This window comes from Streptomyces sp. S465, assembly GCF_026898115.1.
Lineage (GTDB): Bacteria > Actinomycetota > Actinomycetes > Streptomycetales > Streptomycetaceae > Streptomyces > Streptomyces luomodiensis.
The window spans coordinates 7283323-7298134 of sequence record NZ_CP114036.1 but is presented as its reverse complement, the minus strand read 5'-3'; the positions used below and the strand labels follow the sequence as shown (position 1 = coordinate 7298134).

11 protein-coding genes are annotated in these 14812 nt (G+C 72.9%); 1 reads left to right on the top strand and 10 read right to left on the bottom strand.

Going from position 1 to position 14812, the window contains the following annotated elements:
* Positions 1-92: 92 nt before the first annotated feature.
* From N6H00_RS30875 to N6H00_RS30835, 9 genes are all read right to left on the bottom strand, one after another.
* Positions 93-659 (bottom strand): GNAT family N-acetyltransferase, encoded by a 567-nt coding sequence (locus N6H00_RS30875; protein ID WP_268975109.1) that lies wholly within the window; start codon positions 657-659, stop codon positions 93-95.
* Positions 652-1395 carry a 4'-phosphopantetheinyl transferase family protein gene (locus N6H00_RS30870; protein WP_268975108.1) on the bottom strand — a complete coding sequence of 248 codons (744 nt, stop codon included), beginning with the start codon at positions 1393-1395 and terminating at the stop codon, positions 652-654. The genes N6H00_RS30875 and N6H00_RS30870 overlap by 8 nt, the downstream gene beginning before the upstream one ends.
* The gene (locus tag N6H00_RS30865; protein WP_268977177.1) at positions 1392-3440 is read right to left on the bottom strand and encodes a S9 family peptidase; all 2049 of its coding nucleotides are present in this window, start codon (positions 3438-3440) and stop codon (positions 1392-1394) included. The genes N6H00_RS30870 and N6H00_RS30865 overlap by 4 nt, the downstream gene beginning before the upstream one ends.
* Positions 3441-3533: 93 nt before the next feature.
* Positions 3534-4874: a M20/M25/M40 family metallo-hydrolase gene (locus N6H00_RS30860; RefSeq protein ID WP_268975107.1), complete on the bottom strand. Its 1341-nt coding sequence runs from the start codon at positions 4872-4874 to the stop codon at positions 3534-3536.
* Positions 4867-5700 carry a M55 family metallopeptidase gene (locus N6H00_RS30855; RefSeq protein WP_268975106.1) on the bottom strand — a complete coding sequence of 278 codons (834 nt, stop codon included), beginning with the start codon at positions 5698-5700 and terminating at the stop codon, positions 4867-4869. Before N6H00_RS30855 ends, N6H00_RS30860 begins: the two co-directional genes overlap by 8 nt.
* A gap of 132 nt (positions 5701-5832) precedes the next feature.
* Positions 5833-6552 (bottom strand): class I SAM-dependent methyltransferase, encoded by a 720-nt coding sequence (locus N6H00_RS30850; protein WP_268975105.1) that lies wholly within the window; start codon positions 6550-6552, stop codon positions 5833-5835.
* A complete protein-coding gene (locus N6H00_RS30845; RefSeq protein WP_268975104.1) occupies positions 6549-9035 on the bottom strand; it encodes a SpoIIE family protein phosphatase in 2487 nt (828 codons plus the stop codon). Before N6H00_RS30845 ends, N6H00_RS30850 begins: the two co-directional genes overlap by 4 nt.
* A gap of 164 nt (positions 9036-9199) precedes the next feature.
* A complete protein-coding gene (locus N6H00_RS30840; RefSeq protein WP_443073089.1) occupies positions 9200-11764 on the bottom strand; it encodes an MFS transporter in 2565 nt (854 codons plus the stop codon).
* Between the two features lie 263 nt (positions 11765-12027).
* Positions 12028-12471 carry an SRPBCC family protein gene (locus N6H00_RS30835; protein WP_268975103.1) on the bottom strand — a complete coding sequence of 148 codons (444 nt, stop codon included), beginning with the start codon at positions 12469-12471 and terminating at the stop codon, positions 12028-12030.
* A gap of 157 nt (positions 12472-12628) precedes the next feature.
* On the opposite strand from N6H00_RS30835, the gene N6H00_RS30830 reads away from it, so the two are divergent.
* Positions 12629-13663, top strand: a complete 1035-nt coding sequence (locus N6H00_RS30830) for an Rv2578c family radical SAM protein (protein WP_268975102.1) — start codon at positions 12629-12631, stop codon at positions 13661-13663.
* Positions 13664-13747: 84 nt separating this feature from the next.
* Here the strand turns inward: N6H00_RS30830 and N6H00_RS30825 are convergent, their stop codons facing one another.
* Positions 13748-14437: a HEAT repeat domain-containing protein gene (locus N6H00_RS30825; RefSeq protein WP_268975101.1), complete on the bottom strand. Its 690-nt coding sequence runs from the start codon at positions 14435-14437 to the stop codon at positions 13748-13750.
* Positions 14438-14812 lie beyond the last annotated feature (375 nt).

Sequence of the window (14812 nt, the reverse complement as noted above, 5' to 3'; positions counted from 1 at the left end):
GCCACCTCGGCTGCGGCGACCGTCAGGTGACCCATGGAACAACGTCGCGGGCCGGCTGAACAGAGCGCTACGGGACCGATCAGGCCGCCCCGTCAGGCGGGACCGTCAGCCGGCTCCGGGCCGCTGTCCAGCATGTCGCTGGTCATGGCCCAGCGCTCGTGGTCGCGCCAGGCGCCCTCGATGTGGAGGAAGTCGGGGGAGAATCCCTCCAGCCGGAAGCCATGGCGCTTCACCAGCCCGATCGACGCCTTGTTGCCCGGCTGGATGTTGACCTCCACGCGGTGCAGCCCCAGCGGCCCGAAGGCGTGGCGCAGCACGAGCCCGAGCCCCTCGGACATATAGCCCTGTCCGGCGGCGGGCGGAAAGGCCCCGTAGCCGATCGAGCCGCACTGGAAGGCGCCGCGCACGATGTTGTTGATGTTGATGAACCCGGCGAGGTCACCGGTTGTCCGGACGCAGACGAGGAAGCCCTCGCGGTCCTCGCGCTCCAGCTGGCTGATGTAGTACTCATACGCCTGCTCCGTGGTGGGAAGGGTGAGCCAGGGGCGGTGGAACGCCACGCTCTCCCGGGCGCGCCGGATGAACTCCGCACCGTCCTCGCGGCGGGTGCGGCGGATGGCCGCCCGGGTTCCCTCGCTGACGTACCGGATGTCAGACATGCGGCGATGATGACAGCAGCGCCATGGCCGCCGCATAACCGGCGCCACCGGATATGCCCTCGTCCACCGGGATGTCGGTCATGGTCCACGGGCCGACCGGCACGGGGGTGAGCCCGGTGCCCACGTAGTTGACCGCCGGGTCCCGGGAGAGACCGGTGCCCAGGCCCTTGAGATACGCCTCCTTGCGGGTCCAGCAGCGGGCGAAGGCGGCGGGCCGGTCGGCCTGCGACAGCGCGCTCAGCTCGGCGCGCTCCCTCGGATGCAGGCTCTCGGCGACCTGGTCGACCACCGAGACGGGCTGGAGCTTCTCCACATCCACGCCGACCGGGGTGCCGGCGAAGGCGAAGAGCACCAGATCACCGGCGTGTGACATGTTGAAGTGCAGCGGGGTGCCGGAGACGGCGGGGCGGCCGTGCGGACCGCCGCAGCCGGGGCACGGCTCACGGGTGAACGGCACATCGGACGGGGCCAGGCCCAGATAGGCGCCGAGCAGCTCGCGCAGCCCCATATGGGCCGCCGTATAGCGCTCGCCGTCCTCCGCCCGCAGGAACTTCGCGGCCCGCTCCCGCTCCTCGGCGTCCAGGGTCTTGCCGGGTGCGCCCGTGTCCATGGCCGCCGTGTACCGGGAGACGTTCAGCAGCCAGGTCTCGGGCTCGCCGCCCTGCGGCCAGGCGTCGGCGACGGCGGCGGGCAGCGGCTCACGGCCGAGGACGCGCGGGGCCGGTGGGGGTGTCAACTCGCTCCTCCAGTGGAGTTCGGGGCCGCTGACGTCAGCAGCTCCAGGGTGGGCACATCGGATCTGTGCAGTCCGAAGGTCTGGATGTACAGCGACAATTCGGCCTCCAAGGCGCGGATCATCGTATCGGCCCGGCGGAAGCCGTGGCCCTCGCCCTCGAAGGTGAGGTAGGCGTGCGGTACGCCGCGTCCGGAGACCGCCGCCAGGAACCGCTCGCACTGCTCGGGCGGGCAGATGGTGTCGTCCAGCCCCTGGAGCAGCACAAAGGGCGAGCCGACGCGGTCGGCCCGGTACAGCGGAGAGCGCTCGCGGTAGCGGTCCGCCACCTCCGCGAGCGGGCCGACCAGCGATTCGGTGTAGCGGGACTCGAAGTCATGGGTGCCGCCGGTGGCCCAGGAGACCAGGTCGAGGATGGGGTAGCTGACGGTGGCGCAGGCGTACAGCTCGGTGGCGGTGAGGGAGGCGGCCGCCGTCCAGCCGCCCGCGCTGCCGCCGCGGATCGCGAGCCGGGCGCGGTCGGCGGTGCCCTCGTCGGCGAGCGCCTCGGCCACGGCGGCGCAGTCCTCGACATCGACCACGCCCCATTGCCCGCGCAGCCGCTCGCGGTAGGCGCGGCCGTAGCCCGTGGAGCCGCCGTAGTTGACCTCGGCGACGCCGATGCCGCGTGAGGTGAAATAGGCGATCTCCAGGTCGAGCACGAGCGGGGCGCGGCCGGTGGGCCCGCCGTGGGCCCAGATCACATACGGCGGAAGCTCACCTTCCGGCGCGGTGTGGCCGGGATGGTGCGGCGGATACACCTGGGCGTGGATCTCCCGGCCGCCCAGACCCGTGAAGGTGCGGGTCCGCGGCCGGGGGTGGTACGCGGGGTCCACGGGGTCGGTGTGAGCGCTGCCGATGGTCCGGGAGCGGCCGGTGCAGACGTCCAGCTCGACCACCTCATGGCCGCTGTGCGGGCTCGCCGCGACGCCGACCACCCGTGTGCCGTTCACGGCCAGCGTGGGCTCCCATTCGGTCCAGGGGCCCGGCACATCGGCGGGATCGCCGGTCCGTGGATCGAGGATGCCGAGGGTCATCGCGCCCCGGCCGTGCAGCACCGCGATCAGACCGCCGGACAGCGGGGCGAACCAGCGGTGGCCGAGCTTCCACAGCGGCCCGGCGAACTCCTCCTCCCGGGGACACAGCGCCACCGGCCGGGCCCGGTCCCACGCCGTGGCGCCGGCCGCCTCCGCCGGCGGCTCCAGGCGGTGCAGATTCCACCAGCCGGTGCGGTCCGTGGCCGCGAGCAGCGCGCCGTCCTCGGCCCACTCGATCTGGGCGACCGCCTCGTCCGGCCCGCCCAGCACCGTCCGGGCGCCGGTGAGGGAGCCGTCCTCCGCGACATCGGCCAGCATCACCTCGGTGCCGTCCCAGGGCATCCGGGGGTGGTCCCAGACGATCCAGGCGGCCCGCCGGCCGTCGGGCGAGAGCCGGGGCCCGGTGAGGAAGCGGTGCCGGTCGCCGGTCAGCTCCCGCACCGCCGTCCGGTCCTCGGCGGCCGAGCCGTCCAGCGGCACGGCGGCGATCACCCGCCGCACATCCGTCGGCCCCTCGCCCGTGAACTCCTCCAGCACACACCACACCTCGCCGCGGTCCGGATGGATCACCGGATCCGCCCAGCGCAGCCCCTCCCCCACCGCAGACAGCGGGGTCAGCGGGCGCGGCGGGCCCTGGGCCGGGGCGTCCGGCTCATGGACGTACAGCCGCTGATCGGCGAAGTGGACGAACACCACCAGCGGGCCGCCGCGCGCGCGGTCCACCGCGGCCCAGGGCATCCCTCCGTACCCCATCACCTTGCTGCGCACATTCCACGGCGGGGCCAGCACCGCCACTTCCGCGCCGTCGGTCCGCCGCCGGATCAGGGCGCGGCGGCCGCCCTCCTCGGGGCGCGGCGCGGTCCACCACACCTCCTCGCCGACCGTGCCCACATACTCCGGATGGCCGTCGCGGGAGGCGACGAGCGCGGCGTCGATCGGGGAGCGCCAGGTTCCGTAGGGGGCCGTGACCACTGTCCGCCGCTGTGCCGATGTCTGCTGCTGTGCCGCCGTCTGCTGCTGTGCCGCCGTCTGCTGCTGTGCCGATGTCTGCTGCCGCACCGTCTCTCACGCCCTCCGCAGGAAGTGGTCGAGCACCCGGACGCCGAAGTGCAGGGCCTCCACCGGCACCCGCTCGTCCACGGCGTGATAGAGCGCCTGATAGTCGAAGCCCTCGGGCAGGCGCAGCGGCGAGAAGCCGTATCCGGTGATGCCGAGCCGGGAGAACTGCTTGGCGTCGGTGCCGCCCGACATGCAGTAGGGCACGGCGCGGGCGCCCGGGTCGAAGTGCTCGACGGCGGTGCGCATCGCCCGGTAGGTGGGGGTGTCGACCGGCGCTTGCAGCGGGCGCTCCCGGTGGTGGAACTCCCACTCCACATCCGGCCCGGTGAGCCGGTCGAGGGTGTCCTGGAACTCCTCCTCGCCGCCGGGCAGTATCCGCCCGTCCACGAACGCGGTGGCGCTGCCCGGGATCACATTGACCTTGTAGCCGGCCTCCAGCACCGTGGGGTTGGCGCTGTTGCGCACGGTGGGCTCGATCAGGGCGGCGGCGGGCCCCAGCTCGGCCAGCAGGGCGTCGACGTCGAAGTCCGCGGCGTCCACATCGGCCGGGATGCCCTGGAGCGCGGCCAGTTCGGTGAGTGCGGCCTTCACCGTGGGCGTCAGCCGGACCGGCCAGCTGTGCTCACCGATCCGGGCGACGGCGGCGGCCAGCCGGCTGACCGCGTTGGCCCGGTTGACCTTGGAGCCGTGTCCGGCCCGGCCGTGGGCGGTGAGCTTCAGCCAGGCCGTGCCGCGCTCCCCCGCCGCGATGGGGTAGATCCGCCTCCCGGCCCCGGCATGGAAGGTGAAGGCCCCGGATTCGCTGATGCCCTCGGTGCAGCCCTCGAAGAGCCCGGCGTGCCGCTCGGCGAGGAAGCCGGCGCCCCAGGCGGCGCTGTCCTCCTCATCGGCGGTGAAGGCCAGCACGATGTCCCGGCGCGGCCGCACGCCCGTGCGCGCCCAGGCCCGGACGACGGCGAGCACCATCGCGTCCATGTCCTTCATGTCGATGGCGCCCCGGCCCCAGACGACCCCGTCGCGCACCTCCCCGGAGAAGGGGTGCACGGTCCAGTCGGCGGGCTCGGCGGGCACCACGTCCAGATGGCCGTGGACCAGCAGCGCGGGCGCGGCCGGATCGGTGCCCTCGATCCGGGCCACGACGTTGGTGCGCCCCGGCGACCGCTCCAGCAAAGTGGGCTCGATCTCCACGTCGCCGAGCATCTCGGCCACATACTCGGCGGCCGGGCGCTCGGAGCAGTCACCCCCGCCGCGGTTGGTGGTGTCGATTCTGATCAGCTCGGAGGTGAACCGCACCACCTCCTCCAGCGCCTGGGCGTCGATCGCCTCGGGATGGTCCAGGTCAGCCATACTGCTCCTCCACCGCGGCCGACACGACCGTCGTGACGGCCTTGAAGCAGCGGATGCCCTCGTACATGGTCGGTGAGGTGTAGGCGACGCGCCGCTCGCCGCTGCGCTCCACGCCCGGTACGACGCTCGCCGCCCCCACCAGATGCTCGGCGTCGAATTCCAGCTCCACCGTGAACGGCCCGCCGCGGGCGGGCTCATGGCGCACCGCCAGCACCGCCGCCTCCCGCGCCGCCGCCCGGATGTCCGCGGCCGTGCGGGCGGGGGTGCGGCACACCGCCGCATAGCGCGAGACATAGTCCTTGACCGCGACCGAACGGGCGTGCGGCGCATAGCCCCTGGCGTCCTCACAGGTCTTGTCGTCCCCGGTCACCAGCACCACCGGCACCCCGTACTCGGCGACCACCAGGGCGTTGAGCAGGCCCTCACTCGCCCGTGCGCCGTCCACCCACACCCCGGTGATGGAGTTGGCGAGATAGGTGTGGGCGAGGACGCCCTCGGTGCCCGCGCCGGTGTGGTAGCCGACGAAGGCCACACCGTCCACATCGCCGTGCTGCACCCCCTCGACCATGCTCAGGCTCTTGTGCCGCCCGGTGAGCATCTGGGCCCGCTCGTCCAGCTCCTCGAGCAGCAGATTGCGCATGCTCCAGTGCGCCTCGTTGATGAGCACCTCGTCCGCGCCGCCGTCGAGGAACCCGGCGACGGCCGCGCTCACATCGGAGGTGAACAGCCGGCGACAGCGCTCCCACTGCGGGGTGCCGGGCAGCACATCAGCCGGCCAGGTCACGCCGGTGGCGCCCTCCATGTCGGCGCTGATGAGGATCTTCATGCCTCGTCACGTTACGCGCCGCGACGGACCCGAACCACCCCTGTGGATAACTGGTCCAATCCACTGGCCACACCCCGGTGACCGGGTCCGTTCCGCCCCGGTGTGCGCCCGCCGCCGTCCACCGGGCCGGCGCTACGCCCGCGACACCACGAACCAGCGGGCCGGCAGCTCGACCCGTGAGCCGTCCGGCCACCGCTCCGTCTGGGCCAGCGCCGTCGGGCCCTCGGCCAGGATCTCCAGCCCGGCCTCCGCCAGCACCTCCGGGATCTCCTTGTCCGCCGCGTCGGCCGGCCGCAGCCCGTGGTCCAGGACCCGGCGCAGCTTCGGCGGCGGACCGCCCGGACTCGCCGCCAGCTCGCCCAGCACCGCCTTGGACTCCGCCGTCAGCTCCGCGACGAACCCCCGCCCGCGCCGCCCCAGCAGCGTGGCCACCGCCTCCGCGACCGCGCGCCGGTCGGGGGCGTCGCTCTGGTGGATGACGGCACGCATATAGACGTTGGCGTCGCCGAGCCGCCGGGACAGCTCCCGCACTCCGGCCGCGTCCGTCAGGCTCAGCTGCTGGTACTCCGCCACGCCCGCCGGGTCGGCGCGCCGTGCGTGCTCCACCGCCGCCCGGGACAGGTCGACGCCCAGCGCCCGTTCGAAGCGGGTGGCCAGATAGCGGGTCTGGGTGCCGTTGCCGCAGCCCAGGTCGACGATCGGCAGCGACGGGTCGGCGTGCGGCGCCAGCAGGTCCAGGTGCGGGGCCGCGCTCAGCGAGGGGTCCGCGTCCCAGATGGCGTCCCCCGGAGCGTCCGAGGTGTTCCGCCAGTAGCTCTCCCACGCCTGCCGGTAGCGCTCCGAGACGCTCATCGCCGCTCCCCTGGGTGTGCCAACGCCTGCTCGAACCAGACCGTTTTACCGCGCCCCGTGCGGCTCGTGCCCCACTCGCGCGCCAGCTCGCTGATCACCCGCAGCCCGCGCCCGCTCTCGTCGTCCCGGTCCGCGCCCAGCAGCGCCGGCACCTCGTGGTCGTCGTCGGTGACCTCGCACAGCAGGGCGTCCGTGCGGACCAGACGCAGCCGCACATGGTGGGTGTGGGCATGCCGTATCGCATTGGTCACCGCCTCGCTCACCAGCAGCTCGGCGGTTTCCACGGCCTCCGGCAGCCCCCACCGGACCAGCCGCTCGCGCACGAGCCGGCGGGCCCGCCCGACCTCGCTGGGGTCCAGTGCGAGCCGCCACTGGGCGACGTCCTCGGCCGGGATACCGTTCAGCCGGGCCATCAACAGCGCCACGTCGTCCTTACGGCCGCCACGGCCGTCCTGGTCCCGGGAGGCGGCGGCGAGGGCCCGGATGATGGTGTCGCACGCGTCGTCCATGGACGCCGCCGGATGCGCCGCGGACTCGCACAGCGCGGCGAGCCCGGCGCCGATGTCCTGGCCCCGCACCTCGACCAGGCCGTCCGTGCACAGCACCAGCCGGTCGCCGGGCGTCACCCGCACCGTCACGGTCTCGAAGGGCACTCCGCCCACGCCGACCGGCGCCCCGGTCGGCAGGTCCAGCAGCTCGCTGCGGCCGTCCTGGGCCCGCACCAGCACGGGCGGGATATGGCCCGCGTTGGCGATCAGCAGCTCGGAGCGGACGGGGTCGTAGACGGCGTACAGGCAGGTGGCCAGGTAGTGCTCACCGAGCCGCTGGGCCAGATCGTCGAGGCTGCGCAGCAGCTGGGCGGGCGGCAGGTCGAGCGCGGCCATGGTCTGCACGGCGGTGCGCAACTGCCCCATCATGGCCGCCGAGGTGAGCCCGTGCCCCATGACGTCGCCGACCACCAGCGCGGTGCGCGAACCGGGCAGCTTGATGGTGTCGAACCAGTCGCCGCCGACCCGGCCGAGCCGGGTCCCGGGCAGATAGCGGGTGGCGGTGTCACAGCCCGCCATGCGCGGGGTCACCTGGGGCAGCATGCTGTCCTGGAGCGTCTCCGCGACGTTCTCCTGGTGGGTGTACATACGGGCGTTGTCGAGGACGAGCCCGGCGCGGGCGGCCAGTTCGGCTCCGGTCGTGCGGTCCATGTCGTCGAACGGCTCACGCCCGGGGCGCCGCAGCAGCACCATGAAGCCCAGCACCACATCGCGCGCCTTGAGCGGCACGATCAGGATCGACCGGCCGTTGATCAGGGGTCTGAGGTCGCGCTTCTCGAACTGCCCGGCGATCCGGTCGCCCACCTCGTCGCTGATGTACGGGATCAGCACCGGATCGCCGGTGACCATGCACTGGAAGAACGGGGTGTGATCGGGAAACGCGATGCTCTCCCCGACCGGCACGGTGTCGTCCCAGCGGCCCGGTTCGTCGTTGTGCTCGACCCAGACACGGTGCCAGACGGTGGTGACGTCGGGCGGGCCCTCGGGGAACCCCTCGCCCGCCAGCACCTGGGCGCGCAGATGCGTCCCGGCGAAGTCCGCGAAGCGCGGGACGGCGGCGCTGGTCACCTCGCGGATGGTGCGGGCGAGGTCCAGGGAGGTGCCGATGCGGCCGCTGACCTCGTTGAGGAACTCCAGCCGCTCACGGACCGCCGCGTGCTCCAGGTCCACATCGCCGGGGTCCAGCGGCCGCTCGGGGGCGTGCGCCTGCTCCGGCGCGCCGTCCGCCACGACCCCGCGCCGCCGCACGGCCTCCTGGCGCGCCAGGCGCTCGCGGTAGCGGGGCATCCCCCAGTCCGGGGTCACCGGCACCCGCTCACAGCGGCTGATCTCCAGTACCGGATAGCCCAGTTCCAGCACCTGGGCGACGATCCGGCCGGCCGTGGCCGGACCCATGTTGGGCAGGATGTCCGGCAGCCGGTCGGCCAGCCGCTCGGCGCCGGGGAACTCGGTGTGCAGCGCGAACACCGGTGCGATCCGCTCGTCCTGCCCCAGCGCGCCGCCGCCCACCCCCTTGGCGTCCGCCGCCAGCACCAGCAGCCGCTCCGGTTCGGGACCCACCAGGGGGTACGCCCACCACAGGACGTCGGCCTGGCCATGGTCCGGGTCCGCCATACGGGCCCGCCCCGCGGTGGGGTAGGACACGGTGCCGAGCCGCGAGTCGTCGAGTTCGGGGTGGCCCGTCGCGTCGGTGCGCACGTGTGCGCCGCGCAACGCGCCGGAGACCGGCATCAGATCGACGGCGGGAGCGCCGACGGCCTGTTCGCGGGCGGGTCCGAAGAGCCTGCGCGCCCCGGAACTCCAGTGCGTGACGAGTCCGTCGGCGTCGATGACGACGACCGCGAGCGGCATCCTCCCGTGGACACCCGTGCGCTGCTCCGGCACCGCGGGCGGCTCGCCCCGGCCGTCGCCGCAGCGCGACGTGCCGTACTCCATAGGCGGAAGACTCCTTCGCACGCAAGATCTGCGACAGTGCTACCCACGGTACGGCTGTTGCGGGCACCGACGGGAGGCAATACCCGAATAGGTGTCATGTGCGCGTGCGTGCGGGGACCTTGCCGCCGGGAGGCGCCGGTTCGCCACGCCTCCCGGCTCAAGGTCTAGTCCTCGTAGCCCAGTTGCAGATCGCGCTCCGTACGGCCGCCGCCCGCGACCTGGAGGACCGTCGCCACCGGCGGGTAGCCCGCCGCGATGACCGTGTATTCGCCCGCCGACAGGTCGATGAAGCGGAACGCGCCGTCCGGGCCCGTCGTCGCCGTGTCGACCACATTGCCGGCCGCGTCCAGCAGGGTGACCCGGGCGTCCTCCACCACCCGGCCTCCGGTGGCCCGGACGACCCCGCGCAGGACCGCGCCGCCGGCCAGTTCGACGTCCTGCCGGGTCTCGCGCGCGGCCTGGACGGTGACGGGGAGGGCGGCGGGGCGGAACGCGGGGGCGCTGGCGGCGAGGGTGTACTCACCCGCCACCAACTCGTCCATCACATAGCCCCCTTCGCGCCCGCTGCGGGTGGCCGCGACGACCTCGCCGCGCACATCGGTCAGGGTGACGGTCGCCTCCCTTACGGGCGTGCCGTCGGCCGTAAGGACGGCACCGGCGAGCCGGCCCGCGCCGCCGAGGACCACGTCCAGTTCGACCGGCCGGTCCCCGACGGTGACGCTGACCGCGCGCGGCTGGTGGCCGCCGGCCGCCGCGATCAGGACGTAGGACCCGGCGCCGGGCGTGCTCAGCGCGTACCGCCCGTCCTCCCCGGTGGCGCCGCGCCCGATCTGGCGGCCGCCGACGTCGATGAGGGTCAGGGCGGCCCGAGGGACCGAGGTGCCGTCGTGGTGCTGGACCGTGCCGCACACCGGGACACCCGCGGCGGGCGGCGGCGCGGCGGACCCGGCGTGCCGGGGCCCGGCGCCCGTGCGCGCGGCCGGCACCACCGGCTCTCGCAGGTCATGCGGGTCTTGCTGGACGGCGTAGTCGGTGTGGGACACCAGAGGTTTCTCCTTCAGCAGGAAGGCGAGCAGGAAGCCCAGGACGAGCACCGGCACGAGATAGAGGAAGATCCGCGGCATGGCGTGGGCGTACGCCGCGATGTAGCCGTCGCGCAGGGCGCTCGGCAGCGCGTGCACCATCTGCGGGGTGACCGAGTCGGGGTCGGGCAGACCGGAGCCGTCGCCGCCGTGCCCGTTCGCCGCCCCGGAGGGCAGGTCGACCCTCAGGCGGTCGGCGAGCCGGTTCGCGAAGAGCGTGCCGAACACGGCCGCGCCGACGCTGCCGCCGATCTGCCGGAAGTAGTTGTTGGCGCTGGTGGCCGAGCCGAGGTCGGCGACGGGCACGGAGTTCTGCACGGCGAGGATGAGCACCGGCAGGACGAGCCCGATGCCGAGCCCGAGGACGCCCATCCACAGGCTGTAGTCCTGGCGGGAGGTGTCCTCCTCGAGCCGGGAGAGCAGCCACATGCCGATGGCGGAGATCAGCCCGCCGAGGATCGGGAAGAGCTTGTAGCGGCCGGTGGTGCTGATGAGGTAGCCGGAGAGGACGGAGGCCAGCACCATGCCGCCCATCATGGGCACCATCAGCAGCCCCGACTCGGTGGCCGAGACGCCGTCGACCATCTGGAGGAAGGTCGGCAGATAGCTGGCGGCGCCGAAGAGGGCGACGCCGACGACGGCGCCGATCAGTCCGCTGACGCAGAAGACCGAGTCGCGGAACAGCCGCATGGGGATGATCGGTTCGGGGACGACACACTCCACGACGACGAAGAGGACCGCCGCGACCGCCGCCCCCAGGGCGAGTCCGAGGATGACGCGAGAGCCCCATGCGTACTCCGTGCCGCCCCAACTCGTCAGCAGCACCGCGCAGGTGGAGAACACCGACAGGAACAGCGCGCCCAGAACGTCGAAGCGCGCCCGGCGGGCCGGCTCCGGCACCTTGAGGACGGCGGCCACGACGGCGAGCGTGACCAGCCCGAAGGGGACGTTGACGTAGAAGCACCAGCGCCAGGAGACATGGTCGGTGAAGAACCCGCCGAGCAGCGGCCCGGCCACCGAGGCGAGGCCGAACGCGGCGCCGATGAGCCCCATATAGCGGCCGCGTTCCCGGGGAGGAACGATGTCCGCCATGATCGCCTGGACCCCGATCATCAGACCGCCGGCGCCCACGCCCTGGACGGCGCGGAAGGCGATCAGCTCGTCCATCGTGCGTGACCAGCCCGCGAGCGCGGACCCGGCGACGAAGACGACGATCGCGAAGAGGAAGACGCTCTTACGGCCGATGAGATCGCCGAGCTTGCCGTAGAGCGGCAGCACGACGGTGACCGCGAGGAGGTAGGAGGTGACGGTCCAGGACATCTTGTCCAGGCCGTGGAGTTCACCGACCACCTCGGGGAGGGCGGTGGCGACGATGGTCTGTTCGAGTGCCGCGAGCAGCAGCGCGAGCATCAGCGCGACGAAGACCATCCGCACCCGGGCCGGGCTGAGCGGGAGGGGGGCCGGGGCGGCGTCGCCCGCCTCCACCGCCACCGGCACCGGCGGCGGTGGAGGGCCCGCCCCGGCTTCCCCAGGCCTCTCGTCGGTGGCGTGGGCGGGAGGGCCCGCCGGTCCGCACGCCCCGGCCCGCTCGTGGCCCTCTCGCCGCTTCGGCACGGTGGCCCCGGTGGTCCCGGTGGTGCCGCCCACGTCCTTCTCCCCTCGTCACGTCTGCGCCGCCCATTTCTCGCATCACGCGCAATCAGGGGCAAACAGCGACGAATCGTCGACGAGGGACGGCCGATGGCATTCCCCCCGGTGAGAGCGTGTGCGGGGGTATGCCGGACAGCGGAGAAAACCACCCGAACCGGTGAATGCGACGTTCGGTCCGGGGACGGGGCGGGACCAGGGCCGGCGACGAGGTTGGGCCCGGAGACGAGGCCGGGTTCGGACTCCGACTCCGGCCCGAGGCGCTACTGGGCGGTCTCGGCGGCGAGCTTGGCCAGCAGCTCGTCGTAGATCCGGGCCAGCCCCTTGGGGGCGAAGGCCCGCTCGAAGAAGCCGCCGATGCCGCTCGCGCCGGTCCAGGTCGAGGTGACGACCACCCGCGACCTGCCTTCACCCGCCGGGGTGACGGTCCAGGTGGTGACCATGGAGGAGTTGCGGTCCTTCTCGACCAGCCGGCCATCGGTCGGCTCGGAGACCTCCAGCAGGCAGTCGCGCACCCGCTTGCTGGTGGCCTGGAGCTTCCAGTGCACGACGGTGCCCTCGCCGTCGCCGCCCTCGCGCACCTCGTACTCGCTGAACTGCTGCGGAAGCAGCCGGGGGCGGGTCTCGCGATAGTCGGCGAGTGCGTCGAACACGTCCTCGGGCTTACCCGTGACGATCCGCTCCGTGGTGGCTTCGACCTGCCCCATCGCTTTTCCTCCCGCGTTCGACGTGACGTCCCTGCCCGTGACGTCCTGACAAACGCAAGCCAACCACCTCCAGGTCACCGGCCCAAATCCAGGCTTGACGAAAACGAATCACACATGTGTTCTATTGTGGTACGAGCGAGACCCGGAGGTGCCTGCGATGCGCTGGGACAACCTGAGCAGAGATGACGGGGCGGCCACCCCGGCCCTCTTCGCCGCGGACGCGGTGACCACCCGCACCTTCGACACCCCGGAGTTCCGCGGGATCACCTTCCATGAGATCCGGGCGCGCTCGATCATCAACCGGGTGCCCGGCGCCTCCCGGATGCCGTTCGAATGGACGGTGAATCCGTACCGTGGCTGCACCCACGCCTGCGTCTACTGTTTCGCGCGCAAGACGCACAGCTATCTGGACCTGGACACCGGGCTCGGCTTCGACTCCCAAATCGTGGTGAAGACCAACGCGCCGGAGCTGCTCCGCCGCGAGCTGGCCTCCCGCCGCTGGTCCGGTGAGCACATCGCGATGGGCACGAACGTGGACTGCTACCAGCGCGCCGAGGGCCGGTACCAACTGATGCCCGGCATCCTTACGGCGCTCACGGAGCGCGCCAACCCCTTCTCGATCCTCACCAAGGGCACCTTGATCCTGCGCGATCTGGAGCTGCTGCGGCGGGCGTCACGCGTCACCGACATCGGCGTCTCGGTCTCGGTCGGCTTCACCGACGGCGAGCTGTGGCGCACGGTCGAACCGGGCACGCCCTCGCCCGAGCGGCGCCTGGACGTCGTGCGCACGCTGTCCGCTCACGGGATTCCGTGCGGGGTGCTGATGGCCCCGGTGATCCCCTTCCTCGGCGACTCCCCCGAGCAACTGCGCGCCACCGTAAGGGCGATCGCCGAGGCCGGGGCCAGCTCCGTGACCCCGCTGGTGCTCCATCTGCGTCCCGGCGCCCGCGAGTGGTTCACCACCTGGCTCACCCACCGCCATCCGCGCCTGCTGCGGCGGTACGACGCGCTCTACGAGGGCGGCTCCTACGCCCCGAAGTGGTACCAGCGGCGGATCACCGGGATGGTGCACGACTTCGCCGCCGAGTACGGCATCGGCCCGTACGCGGCGGGCGCGCACCGCAACGTCCAGGAGGAGCCGGAGACCCGGTCCGACTCGCCCCCGGCGCCGTCCCAGCTGTCACTGCTGTAGACCGTCACTGCCATAGACCGTCACTGCCATAGGCCGTCACTGCTGTAGGCCGTCCCGGTCACCGCGGCACGAACACGGCTCCCCTCACGGCACGCGGGCCTCACCCACGCTCTCCGCCTTACCGGCCTTACCGGCCGTGCCCGCCGGCTCCGGGGCGCCACCGCCCGTGACGGCGCCTTCGCCGGTGATGCGGGCCAGGGCGGCGGCGGCCGCCGCGCTGAGGCGTATGTGCCGGGCGGCGGCGGTCAGGGCCGGGATGGCGCGCTCGTCGCCGATCGCGCCCAGGCCCTCGACGCAGGCGCGGGCGATCGCCCAGTGGCGGTCGCGGGCCGCCAACTGCCGTTCCAGGGCGGCGACCAGGGCCGGTACGGACTCGGGGGCGCGCAGCTCCACCAGCAGCCGGATGGGGTGCAGGGAGTACGCGGTGCGCAGCGGGTTCGTGGCCAGGGCGGCGGCGGCCCGCGCGGTGCGCGGATCGCCGAGGCGGGCCAGCACCCGGGCGGCGGTCGCACAGCGGGCCGGCTCGCGGTAGTTGAGCAGGAGGACGAGGGTTTCGAAGGCCCGGCGGTCGCCCGCGCTGCCGAGCACGAAGGCCGCGGTCTCCCGCGCCCACAGCGGCTGCTCCGGCGCGACCAGGATGCGGGCCAGCTGTTCGCGCGCGGCGGGGGTGCCCTGGCGCACGAGCGCGAGCAGCGAGGCATGGGCCGCGGTTTCCTGCGGGGTCGTGAGCGAGGCCCGTACCCGCTCCGTCAGCGTCCGGAATTCATCGTCCATACGAGGTCTCCCCTCCCCGGTGAGCCGCGTCCCGGCACGGACTCACAATGGCTCTGGCATCTTGGTTACCCGCGAGTTAATATGGCCACACGGGCAGTACCCCTGCTCCGGCGGCCTGGTGACGCAGCCGCCCTGTGTGACGTCGGTTCGGCAGTTCCCACAAGCAGATACGGCATGGCCCCGGGACAGGGCCGGCCACGTGTCTCCCACGGGCAGTCTCCTCCGTACGGCGCTGTCCGCCAGGGAGCGTGCAAGACCTTCCGTCGGGGATGTGCGTCAGCCGCGTCAGCCCCCCGCGCATGCGTGGTGTGAGCGGTGGCAGCGGCATGACCCGAGCTCCCCTCAGTCGTCACGTCATCCCCGTGCCGGGGAACA